Below are 26,203 nucleotides of genomic sequence, written 5' to 3' on the forward strand. Positions count from 1 at the left end.
GGCCCCGCTCCTAGCCCTCGCGGCGGTGGGTTCCGTGGTTGTTCTGTGTGCCGATCACGTCGCGCCCGGCCGTGTTCCCGCGCATCTCGACGTGGTCGCCGTCGTGGCGGGTCTCGTTCCGGTGCACACCGCCGTGAATGGTGCCCGCCTGGATGAGCACCCCGCCGTACACGCCGTGGGCGGTGTTGGTGACGTTCCCCGAACCGGACGGCGCCACCTCGTCCAGAAGCCCGCGCAGCTCCGAGGCGGCCGCCGGGTCCGCACGCAGCAGGCGGCGCAGCTGGGTCCGCCAGGACTGCTCCACCTCCTCCGCCGACACCGCGTCCCCGTCCCCGGCCTCCAGCTCCCGGCGGGCCTCCGCCAACTCCACCAGGGCCCGGTTCCGTTTGGTCTCGTCGCCACCGAACACCCGGGTGATCCAGCCCTGGACCACGGTCCACCCGCCCCTGACCATCTCCTGGGTCAGGACCTTGGCGCCTTCTTCGAACAGCTCCACCGTGCGTCTCCCACCGTCCGCCGTCTGGGTCACGGGGCCCGGCGCAACACCGCAAGGCCCTGTGGATACGACACCCTAGCCACTCGGACGGTTCCGCTCCGGCGTCCGGGACGGCCTCCCCGCGCTCTCGACGGCCCGTGAGCGGTTTCACCACGGGGAACACCGCACGCCCTGCTAGCGTTGGTCCCCGCGACGCCGAGAGTCGGCCGTGCGGACCCCACCGAGGTGAATTGATGACTGCCGTGACCAGCGACGCCGGCAGCGACGCACTCAGCATCTCCAACCAGCGGGTCCCGGCCTGACCACACGACGGGACCCCCGAACACGAAGGTCCTCGACGTTGTCCCACACCACCCACTCCTGGTCCACCCGACCCGAGACCGGCGCCGACGCCACCGCGATCCACGCGATCGTCAGCGCCGCGTTCGAGACCCCGGCCGAGGCCGACCTGGTCGACGCCCTGCGCGCCGACCCCGCCGTCTGGATCGACGGTCTGTCGATCGTCACCGAGTCCACTGACGGCACCCTGGTCGGGCACGCCCTGCTCACCCGGTGCCACGTCGACGGTCACCCGGCCCTGGCGCTGGCCCCGTGCGCGGTGCTGCCCGGGTTCCAGCGCACCGGCGCCGGTTCGGCCGCCATCCGCGCCGGACTGGAGTCGGCCCGTGCCCTGGGCGAGAACCTCGTCCTGGTCCTGGGACACGCCGACTACTACCCCAGGTTCGGGTTCACCCCGGCCTCCGGGTTCGGCGTGCGCGCCCCGTTCGAGGTCCCGGACGAGGCCATGATGGCCCTGTCACTGGACCCCTCGCGCGAGACCCCGCGCGGCACCATCCGCTACCCGGACGCCTTCGGCGTCTGATCCGCGTACGGCGCCCCCGCCACGGAGTTCCGTGGCGGGGGCGCCGGTGCGTTCAGGTGGCCAGCGGCAGCCGCCCGGTCAGCTTGTTGACGTCCTTCCTGGGCCCGAACACCGCCAGCCCCACGTACTCCATGTCCGTCGGGTCGGTCTCCGCCAACCGGTCCAGGTAGTCCGTGTAGGCGCGTGAGCGGCGGGCCACCTCGTTGAAGCCCACCACCGTCAGGTCGCGCTCGTCGGCCAGGGCCTTGATACGGCGCAGGTCCTGGCCGGTGGCGGACAGGGTCGGTACCGGGTGCGTGTTGATCCCGGCGTGCACGTTGCCGCCCGCGTCCTTGCCGTCGGCCCCCAGCGAGTTCTCCAGCCGCGCCCCCATCGCCAGCCCGAGCACGGCGCTGGCGTTGGCCGCCACCGCGAACTCCAGGTCCGAGCGCAGGACGACGACCAGTTTGGTGGACATGTTCATGTACTGCTCCCCGTTCATCTGTCGTGTCGACAACGCAGAAGCTAGCCACAGAGACAAGGCCTTGGGGGATTCACCGAACTCTATTCGGCAGCAGACCTAGACTTCCCGTCATGGACGAACTTGATTCGGCGATCGTGCGGGAACTCCAGCAGGACGCACGGCAGACCAACCGCGCCCTGGCCCACAAGCTCGGTGTGGCGCCCTCCACCTGCCTGGAACGCGTGCGGCTGCTGCACCGGCGCGGGGTGATCCGCGGCTACCACGCGGACGTCGACCCGGCGGCGCTCAACCGCCGCGTGGAGGCGTTCGTGTCCGTGGAGCTGCGCCCGCCCAGCCGCCGGGCGATCGAGGGGTTCAAGACGGCGATGTTCGCCCTGCCCGAGGTGCTCGCGGTGTACGTGGTGGCGGGGGAGCAGGACTTCCTGGTGCACGTGTCCGTGCCCGACCTGGACTCCCTGCACAGCTTCCTCATCGACCGGCTCACCGAACGCCGCGAGGTCGCCTCCTTCCGCAGCCAGATCATCTACGACAGCGCCCGCAAGCACGTGAGCGACCCGTTGACCTGACCCGGGGCGCGGTCAGTGCGCGTCCAGGCCCTCCTCGACCAGCAACCGCTCGTGGACCCGCTGGTAGCCCAGGGAACGGTTCACCGCGAGCATCGCCTGGTTCTCCTGGTTGATGGTCACCGCCACCGCCTCCACGTGCGGGAACAGGTCGTGCACACGCAGCGCCTGGGTCGCCTTGACCCGGCTGGCCAGCCCCTTGCGCCGGTGGGCGGGCAACACCGCCGTGTCGTGCTGGTCGGCGACGGCGCCGCTGGTCACCGTGCTCACGGTGGCCGCGACCACCTGGTCGGAGGTGCGGTCCAGGGCGGCACCCACCACGAGCCGCGAGCCGTCCTCGGTCATCGCGCGCTCCCACGCACGGACCTGGGGCACGTCCCAGGCCCGCGCCTCCACCTGGAGGGCCGCGCCGGGAGCGTCCAGCAGGTGGGCCATGACCCGGCCGAAGGAGGCGGCCAGGTGTTCGGGCGCGGGCCCCTGCCAGTGGGTGAGCCGGTACCCGCGCGCCGGGGTGGCGGCCAGACTCCAGCAGCGCCGCAGCGTGGGCTCGTCCAGGTACTGCTTCTGGAGCTCCAGCCGCAGCAGGGTGCGCAGGTAGGGGCTGGCCCGAGCGAAGTGCTCGCCGGGCTCCCCGGCCAGGACGGTGCTCTGGAGCCGGTCCATGCCCTGGGCACGGGCCCGCTCGACCACGGCCTCGCGGAGTCGCCCGCCCATACCCCGGCGCCGCGCGTGCTCGGCCACGAACAGCCGCAGGAAACCGATGCGCGCGTCATGGTGCTGGCGGCGCAGCTCGGCCACCCCGTGGACGGGCTCACCGGGGGTGATCCGGGCCGACCAGCGCCAGGCGTGTCCCGCGCGCCCCGAGCGCAGCCGGGTGGCCAGCTCCTCCGCCGGTGCCGCACCGCCCGAGAGGGCGGCCTGCCCGTCGGTGTACACCGAACTCCAGGCCGCGAGGTCGGTCATCTCGGTCGCGGCCGGGTCGAAGGACTCAATGTGCGGGCTCACCCCACCACCGTTTCACACACGGGGGCGGGTGCGGACGGCGAACGCGCCGACCCGAGGGCCCGGGTCAGGCCGGGAGCAGGGCCGTCACCGAGCAGACCAGCGCCGCCACCGAGACCAGGGAGCGCACGTGGTTCCACCGCACCCACACCGGCTCGAACGCGGCCCGCACCGCCTTCGGGTCCTGGAGGTGTTCGGCCGCTCCGGCCTGGTCCAGGGAGTTGTTGCGCGGCACGTTCACCGCGAACGTGACCACTACCGCCACCAGGAGCAGGGCCGCTCCCGCGCCCGACCAGACCAGGGGGCCCACCGAACCGGCGGAGGCGTACAGCGCGGCCGTCCCCGCCGCCGCCACCGGCGCGCCCACGAAGACCAGCGCGAACAGGGGGTTGAGGATGGCCGTGTTGATGCCCTGCATCGCCTCGACCATCGCCCGGTCCCCGGCACGGGCCAGTCCGGGCATGACCGCCATCGAGAAGGACAGGAACAGACCCGCGAACAGTCCGGTCAGCACGGCGGCCAGCACCGGAACGACCCCGAACACCATCTCCAGCATGGGACGCGCCCGCCCTTCCTCGTCCGGGCCACCCACGGGCCACGTGACACCCCCATCCAAGCACCGCCGCGTGTTCGGCGCCACGGAGTACGGGGCCGCCCCCGTCGCTGGGACGGGGACCGCACCGGCACAGCCCCCCTTTCGCGAAGCCCTCCGTCGCTATACGGTGACCGCGTGTGCTTCCCCCCACTCGTCGGGCGCGACACGGAACGACGGCAGCTGCGTGAGGCCGCGGTTCCCGGAAGCGTCGTCCTGTTGTCCGGGGCGGCCGGAACGGGCAAGACCCGCCTGGTCCAGGAACTGCACGACACCAGCGGCACCGTGCTGACCGGGTACTGCCCGCCCCGCGCCGACCCCTTCCCCTACGCCCCCGTCATCGAGGCCCTGCGCCCCGCCGCGATCCCCGCCGGACTCAGCCCGCTGTGCGGCACCCTGACCCCCCTCATGCCCGAGCACGGCGACCGGCTCCCGCCGCCACCGCCCCCGGTGGACGCGGCCGCCGGACACCACCGCACCTACCGCGCCCTCACCGAGCTCCTGGGCGCCCTCGGCCCGACCGTCCTGGTCCTGGAGGACGTGCAGTGGATCGACCCCGCCACCCGTGACCTGCTCACCTACCTGGCTCCCCGGCTGCCCGCCACCCTCACCCTGGTCCTGACCCACCGCCCCGAGGAACTCCCGCGCTCCTTCCCCGTCGCGGCACTGGCCGCCCGCACCCCGCCCGGCACCCGCCACCGCGAACTCGCCCTGGGGCCCCTGTCCCCGGAGCACGTGCGCACCCTGGCCGCACGCCTGCTCGACCCCCACCGCTCCGAGGTCACCGACGCCGACGCCCTCCGCCTGCACACCTGGACCGGCGGACTGCCCCTGGCCGTGGCCGAGACCCTGCACCACCTGGCACACCAGCCCGGAGCGGAGGACCAGCCAGCGGTGCCCGTCACACCTGCGGTACCCGCGCCCCTGCGCGACTGGGTCCTGGACCGGTTGCGCTCGGTGGACCGCGACACCCGGCGCCTGGTCCGCGCCGCCTGCGTCCTGGACCAGCCCGCCACCGACACCCAACTCACCCGCGTGGCCGCGCTGCCCACCGCCCGCGCCGAGAAGGCCCTGGCCAGGGCCCTCCAACGCGGACTGCTGCGCTCCCTGGGGCCGACCACCCTCACCCCGCACACCCCACTGCTGCGCCAGGTCGCCTACACCGCGCTGCCCCGCGACAAACGCCGCCGCCTCCACCGCGCCAGCCTCCGCGTCCTGGGTGAACAGACCGAACCACCGCACGCCCGCATGGCCCACCACGCCCGCGAGGCCGGGCTCCCGGACGCCTGGACCGAGAACGCCGAACGCGCCGCCGACACGGCCCTGTCCCAGGGGGAGGACACCACCGCCGTCGCCCTGCTGCGCGACGCCCTCACCCGCGCCACCCTGCCGCCCCGGCGCCGCTGCGACCTCGCCCTCAAACTCGGCCGGGCCGCCCTGACCGGCATCTCCGCCGAACACACCATCGGGCTGCTGCGCGACGTCCTGGACACCCCCGGGCTGTCCGCCGCCGAACGCGGCGAGTTACGCATGGAACTCGGGCTGCTCCTGCTCAACCAGGCCTCCCAGAACCGGTCCGCCCGCGACGAACTCGTCCGCGCCGCAGCCGAACTCTCCACCCGTCCCGCCCTGGCGGCCCGCGCCATGTGCGCCCTGGCCGTGCCCCGCTCCACCCCCGACTCCGTGGCCACCCACCGGCGGTGGATGGAACGGGCCGTACGGGCCGCCCAGCGCAGCCAGGACCCGGCCGTGGACGAGATCGTGCGCGTCAACCAGGCCACCCTGCTCGCCCAGATCGGGGACCCCACCGCCTGGGACGTGGCCCCACCGCGCCCCGACGACCCCTGGCCGCGCACCGGCCCCCGGACGCTGGCCCGGCGCCGCGAGTTCGTCCGCGCCTCACTCAACCTGGCCGACGCCGCCGTCATCCTGGGCCACTACGACCGGGCCGACCGCCACCTGGCCGACACCGCGGGCACCTGCGACCCCTACGTACGCGAGAGCGCGGCGGCGCTGCGCCTGATCCTGGACTGGAACCGGGGGCACTGGTCCGACCTGGCCGAACGCGCCGAACTCGACCTCGGCTCGGGCCGCCTGGTCCACCTGCACTCGGTCACCGCCGAACTCACCGCGGTCCGCGCCGCCCTGGCCCTGGCCCACGGGGACCCCGCCACCACCCGCACCCACCTGGGCCGCGTCCTGGGCCCCGAACCCCGGCCGCCCTCCGTCGCGCCCGACCATCCCGTACCGGACCTCACCGCCCCCGACCACGCCGTACCCGTGCGCGCCCTCGCCGCCGGTCTGCTGGCCCGGCTCGCCCTGGCCCAGGGCGACCCCGCCGCCGCATGGAAGGGGGTGGAGGACCTGGTCTCCCTCGTGGCCAGCAAGGGCATCTGGGTGTGGGCCGCCGACCTGGTCCCGGGTATGGAGGCCCTGCTGGCCAGCGGACGCGGCGCCGTGGCCCGGGAACTGGGCACCCGGTTCCGGGCCGGGCTGCGCGGCACCAGCGCCCCGGCGGCCCGGGCCGCCCTCGTCCGCTTCGAGGCAGCCCTGGCCCACCACCAAGGGCTCCACGACCGCGCCCTGCACCTGTACACCGAGGCGGAGGAGGCCTACCGGGACATGCCCCGTCCCTACGACGCCGCGCTGGCGCGCGAGGCCTCCGCCCGCACCCACCTGGCCGCCGCCAACGGCCGGGGACCCGACCTGGGGATCGCCTCCCTCCAGGCGGCCCTGGGTACCTACACCGAACTCGGGGCGGCCTGGGACGCCGGCCGCGTCCGCCGCCTGCTGCGCGAACACGGCGTCAGTACGCCGCCCGCCAGGGGAGGGGGCTCGGGAGACGGCCGCCTCTCACCCCGGGAGAACGAGATCACCGCCCTCGCCGCCCGGGGCCACACCAACCGCGAGATCGCCGCGCTGCTGCACCTGTCGCCGCGCACCGTGGAGACACACATGGCCAACGCCCTGGCCAAGCTGGGTCTGCACTCGCGCCGCGACCTGAACCCCACCGACCCCGCGTCGTCCCCTACGTGCTCCCCGCGCACCCGGAGAACTACGTAGCCACTACGTATGGTCGCTCCCGGCCGGGCGACGGATCATGACTCTCGGGTGGCCACCCTTCCCCGATCCCCCGCCACAGAAGGGTCCCCGCACACATGCGCAAGCTCGGTGCCGTGCTCGCAGCCGCGGCCTTACTGCCGATCCTCGCGGTCTCGCCCGCCGCGGCAGAACCCGACCTGCCCTCCTTCCTCGACACCAGCGACCCCGTCGAACGCACCTACATCGTCGTCCTGGACGAGAGCGCCGACCCCGCCGAGGTCGCCGAACGCCACGGGGACGACCCCCTGGGCGTCTACGAACACGCCCTGACCGGCTACGCGGCGCAGATGACCGCCGCCGAGGCCGCCGAACTCCTCCAGGACTCCGACGTCGCCTACCTCCAGGAGGACCAGGTCGTCGAGGCCTTCGAGCAGGACGTGCCCAACGGCGTCGCCCGGGTCTTCGCCCCCGACAACCCCAACCTCCGGATCGACGGACAGGCCAACTACGTCCCCGACGTGGCCGTCGCCGTCCTGGACACCGGCGTCGACGGATCCCACCCGGACCTGAACGTCGTCGACTCGGTCAACTGCACCAGCGGCACCTGCGTGGCCAACACCGCCACCGACGGCAACGGCCACGGCACCCACGTGGCGGGCAGCACCGCCGCGATCGACAACGACCTCGGCGTGGTGGGTGTGGCCCCCGGCGCCGACGTGTGGAACGTACAGGTCCTCAACTCCGGAGGCAGCGGCACTCTCTCCGGGATCGCCGCCGGGGTGGACTACGTGACCGCCAACGCCGCCCAGATCGGCGTGGCCAACATGAGCCTGGGCTGTGAGGGCTGCGCGGACCAGGCCCTGAGCCAGGCCCTGACCAACTCGGTCGCCTCCGGGGTGGCCTACGCCGTCGCGGCGGGCAACAGCGCCCGCGACGCCGCCAACTTCTTCCCCGCCAACCACCCCGACGTGCTCACCGTCTCCTCCATGGCCGACTCCGACGGCGCGCCCGGCGGCAACGGCGGCACCCTCACCTGCCGCCCCGACCAGGACGACACCCTGTCCACGTTCTCCAACTTCGGCGCCACCGTGGACATCGCCGCACCCGGCTCCTGCGTCACCTCCACCATGCCCGGCGGCGGCTACGGCACCATGAGCGGCACCTCCATGGCCTCCCCGCACGCCGCGGGCGGCCTGGCCCTGCTCGCCGTGGGCGACGCCAAGCCCACCGACCGCGCCGGAGTCCTGGCCCTCTACGACACCCTCACCGGCGCTGGCAACCTCGACTGGAACGACACCTCCGGCGACGGCGTCCACGAGCCCCTGCTGGACGTCGGCGACCCCGCCGTCTTCCCCGCCGACGGCGGCGCCACCCCGCCCGAGGGACCGGTCGCCTCCGTCGCGCACTCCTGCGACGACACCACCCTGACCTGCACCTTCGACGGATCCGGCAGCGCAGGCGAGGTCACCGGCTGGTCCTGGGAGTTCGGTGACGGCACCACCGACACCGGCGCCTCCACCGAGCACACCTACGCCGCCGAGGGCGACTACACCGTCACCCTGACCGTCACCGACGACCAGGGCCGCACGCACTCCACCGACACCAGCGTGTCCGTCGGCGCCCCCGACCACGTCGCGCCCACCGCCGCCTTCACCAGCTCCTGCCTGGCCTTCTTCCACCTCTGCGAGATGAACGCCACCGGCTCCAGCGCCGGAGACGCCCCCATCGCCAGCTACCGCTGGGACTTCGGCGACGGCGGCACCGCCAGCGGGGCCAGGGCCTGGCACTTCTACCCCAACCCGGGCACCTACACCGTCACCCTGACCGTCACCGACGCCACCGGCGCCACCGGTTCCCTCACCAGGACGATCACCCTCTAACCACCCACCACCCCACCCCCAGCGGTCCCGCGCCCCACCCCTCGGCGCGGGACCGCACCCCGTCCGTGCCCCACCGGTCAGCGGCCTCCCGCAACCAGACGGCCCCGCCGCGCGTCTGACCGGCTGACCAACGCGCCCGGCACCCCGGCCGGAGCACGGCACCACCGCGAGGGAGTCCCCCGACCATGTCCCAACGATCCCCAGGCACGTCCCCACGAGCCCTGGGCGTGACCGGCGCGGTCATCGCCCTGAGCCTGGCCCTCACCTCCTGCGGCCTGGTCCGCGACCTGACCTCCGACGAGGGCGAGGAACCCGCCGCCACGGAGGAGACCGAACAGGTCACCGCCGCGGACGTCGAACTGCCCTTCGTACGCCAGGGGCGCATGTTCGTCGAGGGCGGCAACGACGTCGCCGTGGAGATCACCGTCGAGGCCCTGGAGCACGACGGCGAGTACCTGATGATCGACTTCAGCCGCAACATCCTGGAGGTCATCAACAACGACGAGGTCTCCTACGCGGGCGCGCCCCTGCGCCTGGTCGACCCGGTCTCCGGCGAGGTCCTGCTGCCCATCACCGACGAGGAGCACGGCGAACCCTACGGCAGCTACTTCATCGAGGGCAGCGACCTCGTCCCCATCCACGAACAACTGCCCTCGCCCATCCGCCGGTACTTCCCCGCACCCAGCGAGGACGTGGAGTTCCTGACCCTGACCGGGCTGACCGCCGGACACGTGCCCGGCGTCCCCGTCAGCTACGTGGACGAGTTCACCGCGCTGCCCGAACCCGACGTCCACGACTACATCGACCCCGAGACCTGGGTGATCGAGGGAGACCTGCCCGAGGACGAGATCGTCTACCCGGAGACCGCGCCGGAACCGGGCCTGGACACCACGGAGTTCGTCCAGTCCATGGAGAGCTTCGTGGACGGCTCCACCGCCTCCACCACCCGCGCGGGCGACCGGGAGGTCATCGCCCTGCACGCGGACAACATGTTCGAGTTCGACGAGTCCGACCCCACCGACGACGCCGTGGACACCATCAGGGAGGCCGCGCAGTCCCTGCGCGAGAACCTCGGTGAGGACGTGGAGATCACCGTCGTCGGCCACACCGACGGCAAGGGCGCGGACGGCTACAACCAGGTCCTGTCCGAGGAACGCGCCGAAGCCGTGCGCACCCTGCTGGAGGAGGAACTGGGTTCGGACTTCACCCTGACCACCGAGGGCCGGGGCAGCGAGGAGCTGCTCGCCGAGGAGGGCGGGGACGACGACGAGGAGGCCCGCGCCCGCAACCGGCGCGTCGAGTTCTCCTACGAGGTCCCCATGGCCGACAACGGCACCGAGGAGGGCGGCGGCCTGGACACGGCCAAACGCCACGTCGGCCCCCCGGCGCCCTACTTCGAGGAACTGGACCCGTTCACCACCGTCGCCCACGGGGAACTGGAGCTGAACGTGTACCCGATGGTGCGCGACGGCGCCTACCTGTTCCAGATGGTGGGCTTCCAGAACTCCACCCTGACCGACCTGGAGGCCGACCTGGAGGGCGACGAGGCGTCCCTGCCCGGCAGCCCCCAGCAGTACACCGAGGGCACCATGGGCGGCTTCCGCCTGGAGGAGCCCGGCACCGGAGTGATCCGCTACGTGATCCGCATCCGCGCCGGTGAGGGCGAGTACGAGGACTTCGCCGACGAGATCCTCACGCTCTCCCCGGGCGAGGAGTACCTGGCCCTGGCGGTCTTCCCCGCCCCGGGCCCGGACGTGCGGGAGATGAACCTGTACGCGGGCGCCTTCGGGGAGATCCCCGGCGTCCCCGTCCAGTAGCCCGACCCGGCACCGCGGCCGCCCCGCTCCCGGGAAGGGGGCGGGGCGGCGCCTCGTCCGGGTCTCAGCCGACCGGCGTCCCGGAGTCGGACTCCGACCTCTCCTCGACCGGCACGGGCCAGGCCTCCGGCAGACCCCGCCCGCACACCCCGCACGCGGCGCGTCGACGCACCGCGTAGGCGGCGGTGGCCACCGCCAGGGCGGCGGCCCACAGGGGCATGGTCCCGAAGACGAACGTGTGCGTCTCCGACCCGGGGGCGATCCCGCCCAGCTGCCAGGTCCGCACCAGGATGCCGCGACCCATCCCGACCAGCGCCATCGCCACCAGGCCCGCCGGGACCACGGCCAGGGAGACCGGGACACGTCGCCCGGACAGCCACACCGTCCAACGGGGGAAGCGCACCCCCCACCCCTGGACCAGGCCCAGCATGAGGACGGCGCCCGCCACACCGGCCGACCCCAGCCCCACACCGATCATGACCGTGCCGGGGTCCGCCGAGATGGACGCGAACTGGTCCGCGTCCATCCCCATCGAGTACCCGAACAGCCACGGCAGGCGCAGGGCCGGGTAGAGCAGGGCCAGCACGAACGCGCAGGCCACCGCGATCCTGCCCACACGCAGGGCCCGCACCCGCAGGGAGCGTTCGATCTCCGGGGTCCACGCCGGGGCGCGGCCGCACCTCGTGCACCCCTCCCGCCGCCCCCGGCGGTGGGTCAGCGCCGCCCACACCCAGATCCCCGTGCCCAGCGCGAAGAACAGCACGTGCAGCAGCTCGGGGGAGAGGGTGTAGGTGACGTACGCCGACCCCAGGGCCGGTTCCACCCACACCGCCACCGGCATGATCATGCTGTAGCCCAGCCACACGAGCAGGGAGGACTCGACGTAGAACAGCAGCAGGACGGCGACCAGGGCCCAGGTCAGCGGCTCCACCAGGCGCGGTGCGGCCCCGCGCGGCAGGAGCAGGGCCAGGGCCACTCCCACGGCACCGACCACACAGGTCATGACGGTGGCCACCCCGGCGTTGTCGGTGGTGAAGAGTGTTCCGAACGCACCGGCCTCGGACAGCCCGTGCGGCACCACACCGGCCAGCCAGCCCAGTGCCAGGCCCAGGGCGGCGGCCGACCAGGCCAGCGCGGCCCGGTAGGGCGCGCCGGGCGGATGCGTGTGGGTACGGGTGGGTGGGACGGACATGACCGGCTCCTTCGGGGGTGGGGCGAACCTTCACCACCACACTCCTCCCGCACCCCCGTCAGCACCTCCCCAACGGGGGTGAGACACCCTCCCCCGATGGAGGGAGAGGCGCCCCCTACCGGCTCAGGCCCTCTGGGCGCGGGCCTTCTCCAATGCCGAGGCGAAGACCTCCAGCGGCTGCGCCCCCGAGATCCCGAAGGCCCGGTCCAGCACGAAGAACGGCACCCCGGTGGCGCCCAGGGCCCGCGCGGTACGGATGTCGTCCTCGACCTCGGCCGTGTAGGCGTCGCCGGTCAGGACCGTGCGGGCCGCACCGGCGTCCAGGCCGATCTCCACCGCCAGCTCCACCAGGGTGTCCACCTCGCCCAGGTCGCGGGCCTCCACCAGCTGGGCGCGCATCAGCCGCTCGTGCGCCTGACCGCCCAGACCCCGCTCCTTCGCCAGGTGGGTGAGCCGGTGGGCGTCGAAGGTGTTGACCATGACCGCGCCGTCGAACTCGTAGTGCAGCCCCTCCCGGGCGGCGACCTCCTTCACCTGCCCGGTCATCGCCCTGACCTGGTCGGGGGTGGCGTTCGTCTTCGTGGCCAGGGAGTCCAGGACCGGCTCACTGACCCCGCGCGGAAAGCCGGGGTCGAGCTGGAAGCTGCGCCAGACGACCTCGACCTCGTCGGCGTACCCGAACTCCTCCAGGGCCCGCTCCAGGCGCCGCTTGCCGATGTAGCACCACGGGCACACGATGTCGGACCACACTTCGATCTGCACGAACGTCCCTCTCAGAGGCAGATTCCGTCCGAGCACGCGGGCGCGTCCTCGGAACCCAACGTCACCAGGCCACCGACCACGGGCAGGGGACCCTGCTCCGCGTCCGGTTCGGGCACCGGCACCGGCACCGACTCGGGCGTGCTCCGCGACTCGCTCACACCCACCACCCCTCACATACTTCTTGTGCGTAACCTACTGATCAGTGAGTATGCAGGTAGGACAGACCGGACTCAAGAAGGAACTTTCATGTCCGCTACGAACACCCCTGTGCCCCTGACCGAGCGCGCTCTCGCCGAGAACCCCGAGGACTGCCCGGTCCGCGAGGTCCTGGACCGGGTCGGGGACAAGTGGAGCGTGCTCGTCATCGTCCTGCTCGGCCAGCGCACGCACCGCTACGGCGAGCTGCACCGCGCCGTCGACGGGATCAGCCAGCGTATGCTCACCCTCACCCTGCGCGCCCTGGTCCGCGACGGCCTGGTGGAACGCACGGCGCACGCCAGTGTCCCCCCGCGCGTGGACTACGCGCTGACCGGCCTCGGGCACACCCTGCTCGAACCGATCACCGCACTGGACCGCTGGGCCCACGAACACCGCGAGGACGTCCGCGCCGCGCGCGAGCGCCACGACCGCGAGAACGGCTGACCCCGCCCCGCCGCGGCCGACGGGGTTCGGACCTCAGCCCCGGGGGCGGTACCGGGCGGCGGCGCGTTCCCTGGCCAGGGCCAACAGCCCACGTGTGCGCTCCCCGGTGCGGGGCCCCGGGTTGAGTACCGACACCCACCCCTGGGCGGCGTAGGCCGGATGGGGCAGGAGCCGGTCCAGCTCGGTGAAGTCGAACCCGCTCCGGTGCTCGGCGTGCGCGGCGGGGGAGTGGCCCACCACCTCCTCGAACAGCGCCCGCCCCACCGCGACGTTGACCCGGAACACCCCGGGCCGGTCCAGGTCGGAGTCGGTGTCGAAACCCGGGTAGTCCTTGGTCACCACGGTCGCGAACGGGGTGAAGCCGTCGCGATCGCGGGCCCGGCCGTCCGGGTCGTAGAGGAGGAACGAGTCGCCCCAGGCGATCTCGGGCGCCCCGCTCTCCCTGCTCGCGGTCTCCACGTGCACCTCGCCCAACCCGGCCGCGTACCGGATGACCTCGTCGTGGTCCATCACGCCCCCTCAAGGATTCCGGGCAGTCCCTCCGACCACCCGCCTTCAAGTGTGTCATTCAACTGCTTTGTGAGACTTTCTCCCAGAAGACCGGAGTACAGAGGGATGACATGGCCCCCATCCCTCAAATCCCGGGTGAACCGCCGTCCGGGTCCGGGCCGCCCACCGACCTCAGGAAGACCAGGGCCACCACGGCGCACGCCACCTCCAGGCACCGCCCCTCGGCCGAGGACGCACCCGCCGCCTGGACCCACGAATCGGGCACCACATATCCAAGAACCCGCCAAACACCTGGGGAAACGCGAGTCGGCCATGCGACACTCACCGCATGGCCGCACCGAACCCGCGCCCCGGACGGCCCCGCGTGGACCCCCGGGACCTGCGCCCCTCCCGCGCCTGGTACTGGGTGGGCGGAGCACTCGTCCCGCTGTCCCTGGTCGCGGGGGCGGTCCTGTTCGCCCTGCTGTTCGTGCGCGCCGTGGCCCTGCCCGAGTTCGCCGCCAGCACCCACGGCTCCCAGAGCGCCACCTTCACCGTCGAGGACCCCGACCACACCGAACAGGGCTGGCTGCTCTACGGCTCACCCCGGGGCGTGGACCACACCGCCTGCGCCCTGACCGCCCCGGACGGCCACCGGCCCGCCTTCACCTACCCCACCTTCAACCACCAGGTGGAGGACGAGGACGGGTCCTGGGCGATGATCGGCATGGTCACCCTGACCGAACCGGGGGAGTACACCCTCACCTGCCGGGCCGCCGACGACGTCCGCTTCGGGATCGCCCCCGGAGCGCGGAGCACCGGAACCCTCGTGACCGGACTCTTCGGAGCGCTGGGATCGCTGCTCTTCCTCCCCGCCCTGGGCGTCTCGGGCGGGCTGGCGCTGGTCGTCCTCACCGCCGTGCGCCGCGCACGCCACCTCCAACGACTCCTCCACCCGCCCACCCAGGGGCCCTGACCCGAGGACTCAGCCCAACGCCCAGGCGGGCAGCGCCTCGGTGCGCTCCACCCACTCCCGGGGCAGCGCGCCCACGGGCAGCCCCGCACCGAGCACACCCGCCACGATCGCGCACGTGGTGTCCATGTCACCGCCCGGCGCCACCGTCGCCCACAGCGCCGACGCCAACCCCGACCGGTGCCGGGCCGTCACCCACAGCGCGAACGGCACCGTGTCCAGCGCGCTGACCCGCGACCCGTTGCCCAACTCCCGGGCCACCCCGATCGGGTCGGTGGTGATCAGCAGCGCACGGGCGTCCCGCACCGCCTCACGCACCCGCCCCTGGGGCAGGCGCTCCACCACCCGGTCCAGGTAGGGGCCCGCGCCCAACGGCTCACGTCGCGCCGTCAGGGCCGCCGCCAACGCCACCGCCACGGCCCCGTCCACCGCCTCGGGATGGGTGTGGGTCACCCGCGCGCTCACCTCGGCCTGGGCGGCCACCTCGTCCAGGTCCTCGGCGTACCAGGCGCCCAGCGGCGCCACCCGCATCGCGGCCCCGTTCCCGAAGGACCCCGCCCCCTCGAAGAGCTCCGAGGCCAGCGACCGCCAGTCGCCGCCCTCCCGCACCAGGCGCAGCATCCGCCCCGTGGCCGGACCGTACCCCCGGTCGAAGTCGTGGTGGTGGGCGAAGGAGGACGCCAACCGGTCGGCGTCCAGCCCCCCACCGCGCCGCACCTCGGCGTAGACCGACGCCGCCATCTCGGTGTCGTCGGTCCACTGCCACGGACCGGGCGGCAGCTCCCGGTCGACCAGGTGGGGCCGGTTGTCGCGGACGAAGAACTGGGAGCCGAAGGCGTCGCCCACGGCAAGGGCGGTCAGGGAGGCCAGGGCGCGCACCGGGCGCGCGACGTCGATGGTGTGCATAACACCTCCCATCCTGACCATCCGAGCGCCCCCTGTCCACGCCCGTCCGGGCCGGGGTACCGGCATGGCCACAACCGGCAAGGCGTGTGCGGGGGCGACCTCTCCAGGGAAGACCCCCGGTGAGCACCGCCCTCACCGAGGTCCGGCGCTGCCCACCGACCCCACCCCGGACAGGACAGACGTGTCGCCTGCACCCACCCACGCACGCCCCGTCGAGGAACCCTCACACGACCGCGCCGTCGGCTCCCTCCTGGGAGCCGTGGCCGCGGCGGCCCTGGTCGGCACGCCCATGGCCCTCTCACAGCGCTTCGCCACCGCCGCCACCTCTCCGGCCGACCCGGCCTACCTGACCGACCCGGCCGGTACCGGCGCCGAAGGGCTGGCCCACCTCGTCCACGCCGCCCTGCGCTCGGCCCCGTCGTCCCCGGGAGGGGACCCGGTGTCCACCGCGTGGACGCGGGCGCTGCGCTCGCTGGTCCTCACCGGCGCGGCGCCCGCCGGTGAACCCTCGTTGGAGCACACCACCAACGACGACCCCCTCGGGGCGTCCTGGCGGGCCCTGACCCGCACCCCCCACCCGGTGGACGGCCCCGCCCTGGGCGCGTTCTCCTGCGCCCACCTGGTGGACGCGGTGTGGGCGGCCTACCACGCGCACGGCGACCTGGCCGCGATGTACACCGGCGCGCTGGCCGGGGCCCGGTGGGGGACCTCGGCCCTGCCCCTGCAGGCCGTGCGCAGGCTCAGCGAACACACCGACCCGCACGCGCTGACCGTCGCCGCCCTGGTGTCCCTCAACGGCTCCCACCCCGACCGCTGGCCCCAGCTGCCCATCCGGGACCGGCCCGGGCTGCGCCTGCCGCCCTTCGCCGTGCCCCACCCCCTGGACCCCCAGGTCCTGCTCGGCAACCTGGACTTCCTGCGCACCCGCCCCGAGGAGGTGGACGCGGCCGTCTCGCTGTGCCGCACCCACCCCGAGGACGCTCCCCACCTGGCCGGTCCGGACTGGGTACGGGTGTGGCTGCACGACACCCCGGGCCGCAACCCGAACCTGCACTTCACCCTGGACGAGGCCGCCTCCGCCGTGGCCGCGCTGCGCGCCGAGGGCAAACGGGTGCTGCTGCACTGCTGGGCGGGCGCCTCGCGCACCCCGGCGGTGGCCGCCCGCTACGCGGTCGCCACCCTGGGCGCCTCGCCCCTGGAGGCCATGGCCGCCCTCATCCCCACCGTGGGCGGCCATCTGGACAACCCCACCCTGTCCCAGGCGGTGGCCGAGCTCAGCGGCCTGGACCTCCCCAACCCCCTGACCAGCCTCTTTCCGGGAGGGCTGCCTCCGCGTCGACCGGAACTGCGGACATCCCATATCAGTGGGTGATAAGTTCCACAAACCGGCCCTTTCCGGTGCCGTTACCCTCGCGTTACCCCTAGGCTCTGCGCCCGGACCCCGTGCCAAGCCACCGGCGGTCCCCGCTGTCTCCCGTGCTCGGCTCCACCCGCTTCCGGGGCCCGCACCACCTGGCGCACCGCGCCTCCCACGGCCGCCGTGCCGGGAGGTCACCGCCACGCCCCTGTTCCCGTTCGAAGGACTGTGTTGTGGGCACAAACGAGCCCCAGATCCCACCCGCCGACGACCATGAGGCGGCCACCGAGGCCGCACCCGTCGTCGGACCCCGCCAGGCCGCCGCGCGCTCACGCTCGCGCCGCAAGCGCGCCTTGGTCGTGGCCTCGGCCGCCGGCCTGACCCTGGTCGTGGGAGGTACCGCCGCGGCGGCCGTCCTCACCTCCGGCGCCGACCCGGACTCCGCCACCAACGCCGCGGGCATCCCGCGGGCCCAGCCCCAGACGCTGGTCGTGGAGGAGCCCGCAGAGGAGACCGCGCAGGCCGAGGACGACCAGGACCGCACCCAGGCCGCGGCGCCCCAGGCCCTGACCGCCTCGGGCTCCGACATCCGCGAGGAGCCCGAAGAGGAGGAGACCACCGAACCCGAGGCGCCCTCCGGTGACTCCGGCGGCTCCGGTTCCGGCGGCGGCGAGAGCACCGGCGAAGGCGGCACCTGCGAGGCCTCCTTCTACGGAGACGGCTTCCACGGCGCCACCACCGCCAACGGCGAGACCTTCGACACCTACGGCATGACGGCCGCGCACAAGACGCTGCCGTTCAACACCATGGTGAAGGTGACCAACCCCAACAACGGCAAGTCGGTCACGGTCCGCATCAACGACCGCGGACCCTTCATCGCCGGACGCTGCCTGGACCTGTCCACGGCCGCCTTCGACGAGATCATCGGCACCGGCTCCGGTGTGGGCACCGTCGCCTGGGAGGTCGTGGGCTAGCCCCACACCCCCCACGGCACACCCGACGCGCCCCGCACCCCACCGGTGCGGGGCGCATCGCCGTCTCCACCCCACCGCACCCCGCTGACCTGGCCCGATCAACCCCCGCACGCCCCCGACCCCGCGTAGACTCCCACCACCGGGGCCACCACACACCCCCACCCCACACCGCCCACCAGCGCACACGGGTCCCGCACGTCGCCACGGCATGGCACAATCCCCACCACCGCAGGCACCACAACACCAAGGGGAGTCGGGCGTTGTTCCGCACCACCACCGGCTGGGTCGTCTCGCCCACCGACCTCGTCGACACACTGGAGTGCGACCACCGCAGCGCCCTCAAGAGCGCGCTGGCCGCCCACGTGCCCGGCGCACCCCGCCCCGAAGAGGTCGACGCCCTGGTCGCCCACCACGGCGACCTCCACGAGAAGGCCGAACTCGACCGCCTCACCACCCTGTTCGGCGACGACCTCGTACGCGTGGAACCCCCCACCGCCGACGACCACTCCCTGGCCCGGGCCGCCCGCGCCACCGCCGAGGCCATGGCCGCCGGAGCCCCCGTCATCTACCAGGCGTCCTTCCACCACCCCCTCACCGACACCGTCGCCTTCCACGGACGTGCCGACTTCCTCATCCGCTCCGACCTGGACCCCGCCACCGGACAGCCCCGCCCCGACGCCCCCACCCCCCACACCTACGAACCCTGGGACACCAAACTCGCCCGCCGCCCCGGGCCCGCCGCCGTGGTCCAGCTCGCCGCCTACGCCCAGGCCGTGTCCGTCCTGCACGGACACACCCCCCAGCACATGCACCTGCTCACCGGCGACCAGCACACCCACACCCTGCCCACCGCCGAGTTCACCCCCATCCTCACCACCATCACCGAACGCCTCCTGGCCCACCTGGCCACCGAACCCGCCCTGCCCGCCCCCACCTGGGGCCAGCCCCGCCCCGCCTGCGAGGGCTGCGGCTACAACACCTGGTGCTCCCAGGGACGCACCGCCGCCCGCCACCTGTCCCTGGTCGCCGGGCTGCGCACCGACCAGGCCACCAAACTCAGCGACGCGGGCCTGGACACCATCGACGCCCTGGCCCACGCCTCCGACGACGCCCGCCCCACCACCCTGCCGCGCCGCTCCTTCGACCAACTGCGCGCCCAGGCCGCCCTCCAGGTCCGCCAGGACACCACCCGCACCCCCGCCAACCCCCAGGGCACCGTCACCGCCGAGGTGTTCTCACCCGAGGGCCTGGCCACCCTGCCCGCCCCCAGCCCCGGCGACGTCTTCTTTGACATGGAGGGCTACCCCTACCACTCCCGCCAGGGCGAACGCGGCCTGGAGTACCTGTTCGGCGCCACCACCGAGGACACCGACGGGCACGAGACCTTCCACGCCTTCTGGGCCCACGACCGCGCCCAGGAGAAGCGGGCCCTGGAGGACTTCGTCGACTTCGCCACCGCCCGCGTGGACGCCGACGAGAACGCGCACGTCTACCACTACGCCTCCTACGAGGTGGACCGGCTCAAACACCTGAGCGCGGAGTTCGACACCCGCGAGGAGGAGGTCAACCGGCTCCTGCGCGAGAACCGGCTCGTGGACCTGTTCACCGTGGTCCGCAAGAGCCTGCGCGTGTCCCAGCGCTCCTACTCCATCAAGTACCTCGAACCCCTCTACCTGGGCTCCGCCCGCGACGGCGGCGTGACCACGGCCGCCTCCAGCATCGACGCCTACGCCGCCTACCTGGCCGCCCGGGAGGCCGGGGACACCGCCGAGGCGGACAGGGTCCTGGCCGACATCGCCGCCTACAACCGCGACGACTGCCACTCCACCGCCCGCCTACGCGACTGGCTGGAGGGCCACCGCACCGAACAGGGCATCACCGACCGGCCCCTCATCCAGTTCGAACTCACCGAGGAGGAGGCCGAGCGCGCCCGCAAACGCGCCGAGAAGGCCGCCCGCCACGCCGCCCTGACCGAACCCCTCCTCGAACACGTGCCCTCCGACCCCGAGGAGCGCACCCCCCAGGACCAGCCCCGCGCCTCCCTGGCCGCCCTGGTGGGCTACTACCAGCGCGAGAACACCCCGCCCTGGCGCGAACACTTCCAACGCCAGAGCGCACCCCTGCAGGACCTGGAGACCGACAGCAACTGCGCCGTGCCCTGGCGGGTGCACGTGGGGGAGTGGGAGGAGCCCACCGGCAGGCGCACCAAGGCCCGCCGCGAGGTGTCCATGCGCCTGGACCGCGCCCACCCCAACCCCTTCACCACCGGCGAGAGCGTCCACCTGCTCCACCCCGGCGCCCCCGGCCAGGCAGCCACCACCCACCCCGCCACCGTCACCCGCGCCGAACCCGACTCCCTGACCCTGGTGGAGACCGCCCACCCCGACGAGACCGTCTCCCGCGCCCCCGTCGCGGCCCTGCCCGGCTCCCCGGTGGACCCCAAACCCAAGGACGGCGCCCTGGAGAGCGTCGCCCACACCGCCGTGGCGGGCCTGCCCGAGTGGCCCCACCACCCCGGCCTGGACGTCCTGCGCCGCCTGCCCCCGCGACTGAACCCCCCGGGCCCGCTGCCCGCACCCGAACAGGGCGACCTCATCAACGCCGCCATCACCGCCGTGGACCGCCTGGACCACTCCTACCTGGCCGTCCAGGGACCGCCCGGCGCCGGCAAGACCTACCTGGCCGCCCAGCTCATCACCCACCTGATCAAGGAGGGCCGCAGCGTCGGGGTCTGCTCCACCGGCCACAAGGCCGTGGAGAACGTCATGGCCGCCGCCCTGCGCGCCGCCGACCAGCAGGGCCTGGAGGTGGCGGCAGCCAAACGCCCGCGCGGCGGCAAGAAGGACCCCGACGCCCCCTGGGAACAGCCCTCCAGCCAGAAGGTCCTGGCCAACTGGCGCGCCAAACGCGCCGCCCAGGGGCAGCCCGTCCTCATCGGCGGCACCGCCTGGGGCATGTCCGGAGCCGACACCATCGCGGACCCGCTCGACGTGCTCATCATCGACGAGGCCGGACAGTTCGCCCTGGCCGACACCCTGGCGGTCTCCGCCTCGGCCCACAACCTCGTCCTGCTCGGAGACCCCCAGCAACTACCCCAGGTCGTCCAGGGGGTGCACACCGAGGGCGCCGACGCCTCCGCCCTGCAACACCTCATGGGCGAGGACGCCATCATCGACCCCGCCCTGGGCTACTTCCTCGACCAGACCCGCCGCATGCACCCCCACGTGTGCGCGCCCGTCTCCGACCTGTCCTACCAGGGCCGCCTGCAGTCCCACCCCTCCACCGCCCACCGCACGCTGGGCACCCCCACCGCCCCCAGCCGACTCACCCCGGGCGTGTACGCCCTGCCCGTCCACCACACCGGCCGCACCACCCACAGCCCCGAGGAGGTCGAGGCGGTGGTGGCCGCCGCCCGCCACCTGGTCACCGAACGGGTCACCACCGACCCCGACCAGGGCCCCCGCCCCCTCACCGGCCACGACATCCTCGTCGTGGCCCCCTACAACCTCCAGGTGCGCACCCTGCGCCAGGCCCTGACCCACGCCCAGGAGGACACCCCCGCGCTCGAAGGGGTCCGGGTGGGCACGGTCGACAAGTTCCAGGGCCAGGAGGCCGCCGCCGTCCTGTGCTCCATGACCACCTCCGACGCCGCGGAGACCAGCCGCGGCCCCTCCTTCGTCCTGGACCGCAACCGGCTCAACGTCGCCCTGTCCCGAGCCCAGGTGCTGGCCCTGGTGGTGCACTCACCCGACCTGCTCACCACCGCCCCGCGCACCATCGACGAACTCCGCCTCCTGGCCGCCTTCACCGGGCTGGTCGGCACCTCCCGACCCTGGCCCCACACGTGACTCCCGCACCATGAGAACCACCCCACACGCCGACGCCCCAGGGTTTCGGACACCCACCAGGTGGAGTACGTTTTAGGGAGCACACCACGCCCGACCCGCGAGCGCCCGTCGCCTCGCGAGCGCGGGCCACGGCGTGCGCCACGAGGGAGTGTTCCGCGGATGCTTTGCCAGGCTCCTCCGAGCCCGCGCCCACCGGGTCGCGCGGCACGGCCACGGCCAGCCCGGCCTCGCCCCCGCACCGGTGAACACGACCCAGCCCACCCCCACACCCGTCGGTGGGCCACGCCGCCCTGGCCCGCCACCGTTCTCGAAAGGCACCACGGCCCCCGTGTCTGAACGTCCCTCCTCCTCCGGCGGTGGCCGCAACACCCGCCACCCCACCGGCATCCGCGTCGTCGTCATCGTCCTGGCCCTGCTCGCGTTGGCCCTGGGCCCCTTCGGCTACCTGATGGGCGTCGACGCCGACTCCCACGCCGGTTCGGCCGCCGAGTGGTTCACCCTGGCCTTCGGCGCGGCCGTGGGGCTGCCCTTCCTCGCCGCGGCCGTGGCCACTGTGGCGGGCGACCGCAGGGCCGCCCTGTGGTCGATGGCGCTGCTGATCTGGCCCGTGGTGTTCGTGGTGGTCATCCACCTGGCCGGGCTGGCCGGGTAGGCTCCCGCAGGTGTCACCCAAGAAACGCAACCGCCGCAAGCCCCTCCAGGGGCCGTCCGAGCCGAACCCGACCACCGAGACGGGCCGCGTCGAACCCGGGCACACCCCGGAGAAGCGCTCCGTCAGCCGCACCCCGGTCACGGTCGCCGACCCGCCCGACCGCAGGGTGACGGCCCTGTGGGTCGTCCTGTGGTCGCTGTGGGCCCTGGGCAGCCCCCTGGCCCTGCTCGCCCTGCTCCTGGCCGGACTCAACGCCTTCGACATGACCGCCGACCCGATCGACCCGGGCGCGGTGCCCGACCCGGGCCTGCTCGCCGAACAGGAGGCCCAGGCGGTGCGCGCCATCGGTACCGCGCTGATCTGGTTCCTGGTCATGGCCTGGGTCGTCCCGGCCGTGGGAGCCGTCACCGCCGCCGTGCTGCGCCGTAGGATGGCGGCGATCGCCTTCACTGTCGCGCTGGCCCTGTCGGTGGGGCTGCTCCTGCTCACCGTCTCCCCGGTCGAGTTGTGGGGAGCGCTCACCACCCACCTGCTCGGCTGACCCCCGCCCTCCGCACGCCCGCCCCGCCTGCCACCTCCGGGCCCCCACCCGGGTCACAATGGAACCCGTGGACACCACCGACCCCTCCCAGACACCCGAGCCCCGGGCCGAGATCGCCCTGCCCACCACCGTGCGCGCCCGCCTGGAACACCTGGACCACGGCGTCCTGGTGGACACCCGCGCCCTGGAACGGGTCCGTGAGCGCTTCGACACCGAGCAGGCGCACACCCTGGGCCGGTTCCTGGCCAACGCGCAGTCCCCGGCCACCCTGCGCGCCTACCGCGCCGACTGGACCTCCTTCGGCGCCTGGTGCCTGGCCGAACAGCGCACCTCCCTGCCCGCCGATCCCGTGGACGTGGCCGTCTACCTGGCCGCCTGCGCCGAACAGCGCGGTGAGGACGGCACCACCTGGGCGTTGTCCCCCTCCACCCTGGAGCGCCGCTCGGCGGCCATCGCCGCCGTCCACGGCGCCCACGGCCTGGACTCGCCCACCCGCGCGGAGGTGGTGCGCATGACCCTGCGCGGCATCCGCCGCACCCGCAGGGCCCGTCCGCGCCGCAAGGCCCCCGTGGTGCTGAGCACCCTGGAGTCGATGCTGGCGGTGCGCCCGCCCGAGGGACACCCCGGGGGCGTGGCCCGCAGGCGCGACGCGGTGCTGCTGCTCACCGGCTTCGCGGGGGCGCTGCGCCGCTCGGAGCTGGCCGGGCTGAGCTTCGACGACCTGGAGCTGCGCACCGACGCCGCCTCGGGGGCGCCCACCCTGGTGGCGTCGCTGTGGGCGACCAAGACCGACCAGGAGGGCAGGGCCCACCAACGGGTGGCGCTGCCCCGGGGGCGCCACCGCCTGACCTGCCCGGTGTGCGCGGTGGCCGACTGGTCGGCGCTGGTGGTGGTGCACCGCGACGGGGGAGCGGAGGCGGTGCGTACCTGGCTCGAACGCCCCCGGGTCCCCGAGGCCGCCCCCGCCCACTCCTGCCAGGAGCTGACCCGTCTGGAACTGGCCGACGGAACCGGGCGGCCGCTGCTGCCCGCCGTGGACCGGCACGGGCGCCTGGCGGAGAAGGCGATGACCCCCAAGGCCGTCGGCAACCTGGTCAAGCGCTACGCGGAACGGGCCGGTCTGGACCCCGACGACTTCGGCGGGCACTCCCTCAGAGCCGGGTTCGCCACCCAGGCGGCGCTGGGCGGGGCCAACGACCGCGAGATCATGCGGCAGGGACGGTGGACCAACGCCCAGACCGTCCACGACTACATCCGCACCGCCAACCCACTGGAGGACAACGCGGTCACCCGACTGGGCCTGTGAGCCCTCCCAGGGCGTGTGAGCTGCGACTCAACGGACACTCGCTCATCTCGAATCACCAACAAACCCACCAGCAACGCCTGATACAACCCGTTAAAGTGCGATCCTTCCCTGATGAGACATTAGGTTGGTTGCGTGAGAAAGGGGACGGACCCATGGTCGACGAGTTTCGCGCGGCATTCCAAGAACTGATCGACGCCTCCGTCGCCACCGACCCCCAACAGTTCCCACCCGCCGTCCACAAGGTCTACCTCCTGGCCTCCCAGATCCCCGCCTCGGAACGGGAACTGGCCCTGGAGGCCCTCACGCCGCTCCTCTCCGGAGACCACGCGGCCCCCGGCATCATCGCGGACCTGTCCGTCGTCGCCGGAGCCCTGGTCGAGATGGGCACCGACCCCGGCCCCGCCGGCGTCGAGATCCTCCACCGCCTGCGCACCATGGGCAAGGGCGCCATCGTCTTCGTCCGCGCCTGGGAACGCACCGGCGGCGGACCCCCGCCCGACCCCGACGCCGTGACCGCCGACGCCGAGGCACGCGTGGCCGCCGACCTGGGCCCCGACGCCCCCGCCGCCACCATGTGCTGGTGGACCATCCGCCGCCACGGCCTGGCCGCCCGCACCATGCTGGGCGAACCCGGCGTCCGCGCCCACATCCGACGCGACCCCTCCACACACGCCGAACTCGTCGCCATCGCCAACCAGCTCAGTGACCAGCTCGACGAGTTCGACGAGGTACGCGCCCTGCTCCGCATGGCCGAGACCTCCTCCGCCCTGGTCATGGACCGCGCCTCCGGCCGCGCCTTCCGCGTCCGCTTCGACGGCATCAGCGACAACTTCCAACTCCACACCCTGCTCGCGGACGCCCTGATCGGCCCCCACGGCCAGGGACTGCCCGGCGACGCCCCCGACCCGCGCTGGACCGCCTCCTTCCTCGACGGCCCCGTCGATCCGGCCGCCCAGACCGTCTGGGGCTGGTGGAACCTGGTCGCCCACGACGGCGCCTGGGTCTGGAACGAGGGCGTGCCCGCCGAGATCCCCACCATCGACGGCGAACACGTCCTGGTCCTGGACGACCAGCCCTACCCGCGCTCCTGGAACGCCGGACGCCGCCTCCCGCACGTACGCGCCTGGCTCGAGGTCGACTCCGAACTCGACGCCGAGGAGGCCACCCTGTGGTGGAAGCGGGTGGCACCGGCCGAACCCGCCATCCCCGACCCCGACGCCCAGGACCACACACCCCTGCCCGAACCCGTGGTCCTGCACACCCCCGCCTCCGAGGCCCAACGCGTACGCGGGTTCGTCCCCCAACTCACCACCGAGGACGAGGACCCCCCGGCCCCGGAGGCGCAGCCCTCCGCACCCGACCCCGGACCCGCGACCACCCCCGCCACCCCGCAGGCCGTCACCGGACTCACCGACACCGCGGTGCCACGGACCGGCCTGCCCGCCACCGGGCACGAGGACACCACCCCGGACACCGGCCTCGTCGACGCCCCGCCCGACCGGTCCGCGCCCTCCGCCGCCTGGGATCCCGCCCCGGCGTACGAGGGCGAGGACGGCGCGCACCACCCCGAACAGCGGGGGAGCGCCACCCCGGACCCGCGTGGGGACACCGTCCCGGCACCGGACGCGCACGCCGCCGACCCCGCGGGGCAGGGCACGGGCGGCCTGCCCGACGAGCAGGCCCAGCCCGCCCCGTCGGCCCCGAACACGGCCGGGCCGGGGGAGCGGGAACCCGCGCCCGCGCGCCCCGCGACCACCCCCACGGGGCTGCCCCGGATGCCGCGCGGGGTCTCCCAGAGCTCGGGCTGGGGTCCGGCCTGGCGCTGAGGGCCCCCGACGGGACCG

The 26,203-nt window shown here is 73.6% G+C and carries 24 protein-coding genes; 14 read left to right on the top strand and 10 right to left on the bottom strand.

Annotation, left to right across the window (positions count from 1 at the left end):
- Positions 1 to 10: 10 nt before the first annotated feature.
- A complete protein-coding gene (locus tag AC0VYM_RS16505) occupies positions 11 to 496 on the bottom strand; it encodes a hypothetical protein (RefSeq protein WP_475453071.1) in 486 nt (161 codons plus the stop codon).
- Positions 497 to 836: 340 nt separating this feature from the next.
- On the opposite strand from AC0VYM_RS16505, the gene AC0VYM_RS16510 reads away from it, so the two are divergent.
- The gene (locus tag AC0VYM_RS16510) at positions 837 to 1,358 is read left to right on the top strand and encodes a GNAT family N-acetyltransferase (protein ID WP_475453073.1); all 522 of its coding nucleotides are present in this window, start codon (positions 837 to 839) and stop codon (positions 1,356 to 1,358) included.
- Positions 1,359 to 1,410: 52 nt separating this feature from the next.
- Here AC0VYM_RS16510 and AC0VYM_RS16515 read toward each other — a convergent pair whose 3' ends face one another.
- The gene (locus tag AC0VYM_RS16515) at positions 1,411 to 1,821 is read right to left on the bottom strand and encodes a DUF2000 domain-containing protein (RefSeq protein ID WP_475463065.1); all 411 of its coding nucleotides are present in this window, start codon (positions 1,819 to 1,821) and stop codon (positions 1,411 to 1,413) included.
- A 110-nt stretch (positions 1,822 to 1,931) separates the two neighbouring features.
- Here AC0VYM_RS16515 and AC0VYM_RS16520 point away from each other — a divergent pair, with 110 nt between their 5' ends.
- Positions 1,932 to 2,387 (top strand): Lrp/AsnC family transcriptional regulator, encoded by a 456-nt coding sequence (locus AC0VYM_RS16520; protein WP_475453075.1) that lies wholly within the window; start codon positions 1,932 to 1,934, stop codon positions 2,385 to 2,387.
- Between the two features lie 12 nt (positions 2,388 to 2,399).
- Here the strand turns inward: AC0VYM_RS16520 and AC0VYM_RS16525 are convergent, their stop codons facing one another.
- Both AC0VYM_RS16525 and AC0VYM_RS16530 read right to left on the bottom strand, forming a co-directional pair.
- Positions 2,400 to 3,389 (bottom strand): GNAT family N-acetyltransferase, encoded by a 990-nt coding sequence (locus AC0VYM_RS16525; protein ID WP_475453077.1) that lies wholly within the window; start codon positions 3,387 to 3,389, stop codon positions 2,400 to 2,402.
- 64 nt (positions 3,390 to 3,453) lie between these two features.
- Positions 3,454 to 3,942 carry an anthrone oxygenase family protein gene (locus AC0VYM_RS16530; protein WP_475453079.1) on the bottom strand — a complete coding sequence of 163 codons (489 nt, stop codon included), beginning with the start codon at positions 3,940 to 3,942 and terminating at the stop codon, positions 3,454 to 3,456.
- A gap of 174 nt (positions 3,943 to 4,116) precedes the next feature.
- Between AC0VYM_RS16530 and AC0VYM_RS16535 the strand changes: the two genes are divergently transcribed.
- The 3 genes from AC0VYM_RS16535 (at position 4,117) to AC0VYM_RS16545 (ending at position 10,717) form a co-directional block, all read left to right on the top strand.
- Positions 4,117 to 7,041 carry an ATP-binding protein gene (locus AC0VYM_RS16535; protein ID WP_475453081.1) on the top strand — a complete coding sequence of 975 codons (2,925 nt, stop codon included), beginning with the start codon at positions 4,117 to 4,119 and terminating at the stop codon, positions 7,039 to 7,041.
- Positions 7,042 to 7,136: 95 nt separating this feature from the next.
- Positions 7,137 to 8,900 (top strand): S8 family serine peptidase, encoded by a 1,764-nt coding sequence (locus AC0VYM_RS16540; protein WP_475453083.1) that lies wholly within the window; start codon positions 7,137 to 7,139, stop codon positions 8,898 to 8,900.
- Between the two features lie 185 nt (positions 8,901 to 9,085).
- Entirely contained in the window at positions 9,086 to 10,717 is a 1,632-nt protein-coding gene (locus AC0VYM_RS16545; RefSeq protein ID WP_475453085.1) for an OmpA family protein, read from the top strand.
- A 64-nt stretch (positions 10,718 to 10,781) separates the two neighbouring features.
- Here AC0VYM_RS16545 and AC0VYM_RS16550 read toward each other — a convergent pair whose 3' ends face one another.
- The 3 genes from AC0VYM_RS16550 to AC0VYM_RS16560 form a co-directional block, all read right to left on the bottom strand.
- Positions 10,782 to 11,909: a hypothetical protein gene (locus tag AC0VYM_RS16550; RefSeq protein WP_475453087.1), complete on the bottom strand. Its 1,128-nt coding sequence runs from the start codon at positions 11,907 to 11,909 to the stop codon at positions 10,782 to 10,784.
- Between the two features lie 123 nt (positions 11,910 to 12,032).
- On the bottom strand, positions 12,033 to 12,671 hold the full coding sequence (locus tag AC0VYM_RS16555) for a DsbA family oxidoreductase (protein WP_475453089.1): 639 nt from the start codon (positions 12,669 to 12,671) through the stop codon (positions 12,033 to 12,035).
- 11 nt (positions 12,672 to 12,682) lie between these two features.
- Positions 12,683 to 12,829: a hypothetical protein gene (locus tag AC0VYM_RS16560; protein ID WP_475453091.1), complete on the bottom strand. Its 147-nt coding sequence runs from the start codon at positions 12,827 to 12,829 to the stop codon at positions 12,683 to 12,685.
- A gap of 88 nt (positions 12,830 to 12,917) precedes the next feature.
- Between AC0VYM_RS16560 and AC0VYM_RS16565 the strand changes: the two genes are divergently transcribed.
- Positions 12,918 to 13,313 (top strand): winged helix-turn-helix transcriptional regulator, encoded by a 396-nt coding sequence (locus tag AC0VYM_RS16565; RefSeq protein ID WP_475453093.1) that lies wholly within the window; start codon positions 12,918 to 12,920, stop codon positions 13,311 to 13,313.
- Between the two features lie 33 nt (positions 13,314 to 13,346).
- Here AC0VYM_RS16565 and AC0VYM_RS16570 read toward each other — a convergent pair whose 3' ends face one another.
- On the bottom strand, positions 13,347 to 13,823 hold the full coding sequence (locus AC0VYM_RS16570; protein ID WP_475453095.1) for a DUF6194 family protein: 477 nt from the start codon (positions 13,821 to 13,823) through the stop codon (positions 13,347 to 13,349).
- 124 nt (positions 13,824 to 13,947) lie between these two features.
- A complete protein-coding gene (locus tag AC0VYM_RS16575; protein ID WP_475453097.1) occupies positions 13,948 to 14,088 on the bottom strand; it encodes a hypothetical protein in 141 nt (46 codons plus the stop codon).
- Positions 14,089 to 14,151: 63 nt separating this feature from the next.
- Between AC0VYM_RS16575 and AC0VYM_RS16580 the strand changes: the two genes are divergently transcribed.
- Complete coding sequence (locus AC0VYM_RS16580; RefSeq protein ID WP_475453099.1) at positions 14,152 to 14,778, top strand: hypothetical protein; 627 nt, start codon at positions 14,152 to 14,154, stop codon at positions 14,776 to 14,778.
- A 9-nt stretch (positions 14,779 to 14,787) separates the two neighbouring features.
- Here AC0VYM_RS16580 and AC0VYM_RS16585 read toward each other — a convergent pair whose 3' ends face one another.
- Positions 14,788 to 15,681 (bottom strand): ADP-ribosylglycohydrolase family protein, encoded by an 894-nt coding sequence (locus tag AC0VYM_RS16585; protein ID WP_475453101.1) that lies wholly within the window; start codon positions 15,679 to 15,681, stop codon positions 14,788 to 14,790.
- 181 nt (positions 15,682 to 15,862) lie between these two features.
- Between AC0VYM_RS16585 and AC0VYM_RS16590 the strand changes: the two genes are divergently transcribed.
- The 7 genes from AC0VYM_RS16590 to AC0VYM_RS16620 all read left to right on the top strand — a co-directional run bounded on the left by AC0VYM_RS16590 (position 15,863) and on the right by AC0VYM_RS16620 (position 26,185).
- A complete protein-coding gene (locus tag AC0VYM_RS16590) occupies positions 15,863 to 17,053 on the top strand; it encodes a dual specificity protein phosphatase family protein (RefSeq protein WP_475453103.1) in 1,191 nt (396 codons plus the stop codon).
- 218 nt (positions 17,054 to 17,271) lie between these two features.
- Positions 17,272 to 18,012: a septal ring lytic transglycosylase RlpA family protein gene (locus AC0VYM_RS16595; RefSeq protein ID WP_475453105.1), complete on the top strand. Its 741-nt coding sequence runs from the start codon at positions 17,272 to 17,274 to the stop codon at positions 18,010 to 18,012.
- 260 nt (positions 18,013 to 18,272) lie between these two features.
- On the top strand, positions 18,273 to 21,860 hold the full coding sequence (locus AC0VYM_RS16600) for a TM0106 family RecB-like putative nuclease (protein WP_475453107.1): 3,588 nt from the start codon (positions 18,273 to 18,275) through the stop codon (positions 21,858 to 21,860).
- A 328-nt stretch (positions 21,861 to 22,188) separates the two neighbouring features.
- The gene (locus AC0VYM_RS16605; RefSeq protein ID WP_475453109.1) at positions 22,189 to 22,512 is read left to right on the top strand and encodes a hypothetical protein; all 324 of its coding nucleotides are present in this window, start codon (positions 22,189 to 22,191) and stop codon (positions 22,510 to 22,512) included.
- 10 nt (positions 22,513 to 22,522) lie between these two features.
- On the top strand, positions 22,523 to 23,053 hold the full coding sequence (locus AC0VYM_RS16610; protein ID WP_475453111.1) for a hypothetical protein: 531 nt from the start codon (positions 22,523 to 22,525) through the stop codon (positions 23,051 to 23,053).
- Positions 23,054 to 23,111: 58 nt separating this feature from the next.
- The gene (locus AC0VYM_RS16615) at positions 23,112 to 24,359 is read left to right on the top strand and encodes a tyrosine-type recombinase/integrase (protein WP_475453113.1); all 1,248 of its coding nucleotides are present in this window, start codon (positions 23,112 to 23,114) and stop codon (positions 24,357 to 24,359) included.
- Positions 24,360 to 24,511: 152 nt separating this feature from the next.
- Positions 24,512 to 26,185 carry a hypothetical protein gene (locus tag AC0VYM_RS16620; protein ID WP_475453115.1) on the top strand — a complete coding sequence of 558 codons (1,674 nt, stop codon included), beginning with the start codon at positions 24,512 to 24,514 and terminating at the stop codon, positions 26,183 to 26,185.
- Positions 26,186 to 26,203 lie beyond the last annotated feature (18 nt).

Source organism: Nocardiopsis sp. iso_237 (assembly GCF_056173345.1).

What these genes read in the sequence shown, in the direction of transcription:
- AC0VYM_RS16515 (WP_475463065.1), bottom strand. Translation starts at nt 1,821, where the DNA reads ATGAACATGTCCACCAAACTGGTCGTCGTCCTGCGCTCGGACCTGGAG.
- AC0VYM_RS16520 (WP_475453075.1), top strand. Translation starts at nt 1,932, where the DNA reads ATGGACGAACTTGATTCGGCGATCGTGCGGGAACTCCAGCAGGACGCA.
- AC0VYM_RS16530 (WP_475453079.1), bottom strand. Translation starts at nt 3,942, where the DNA reads ATGCTGGAGATGGTGTTCGGGGTCGTTCCGGTGCTGGCCGCCGTGCTG.
- AC0VYM_RS16540 (WP_475453083.1), top strand. Translation starts at nt 7,137, where the DNA reads ATGCGCAAGCTCGGTGCCGTGCTCGCAGCCGCGGCCTTACTGCCGATC.
- AC0VYM_RS16545 (WP_475453085.1), top strand. Translation starts at nt 9,086, where the DNA reads ATGTCCCAACGATCCCCAGGCACGTCCCCACGAGCCCTGGGCGTGACC.
- AC0VYM_RS16550 (WP_475453087.1), bottom strand. Translation starts at nt 11,909, where the DNA reads ATGTCCGTCCCACCCACCCGTACCCACACGCATCCGCCCGGCGCGCCC.
- AC0VYM_RS16565 (WP_475453093.1), top strand. Translation starts at nt 12,918, where the DNA reads ATGTCCGCTACGAACACCCCTGTGCCCCTGACCGAGCGCGCTCTCGCC.
- AC0VYM_RS16570 (WP_475453095.1), bottom strand. Translation starts at nt 13,823, where the DNA reads ATGGACCACGACGAGGTCATCCGGTACGCGGCCGGGTTGGGCGAGGTG.
- AC0VYM_RS16580 (WP_475453099.1), top strand. Translation starts at nt 14,152, where the DNA reads ATGGCCGCACCGAACCCGCGCCCCGGACGGCCCCGCGTGGACCCCCGG.
- AC0VYM_RS16585 (WP_475453101.1), bottom strand. Translation starts at nt 15,681, where the DNA reads ATGCACACCATCGACGTCGCGCGCCCGGTGCGCGCCCTGGCCTCCCTG.
- AC0VYM_RS16615 (WP_475453113.1), top strand. Translation starts at nt 23,112, where the DNA reads ATGGAACCCGTGGACACCACCGACCCCTCCCAGACACCCGAGCCCCGG.
- AC0VYM_RS16620 (WP_475453115.1), top strand. Translation starts at nt 24,512, where the DNA reads ATGGTCGACGAGTTTCGCGCGGCATTCCAAGAACTGATCGACGCCTCC.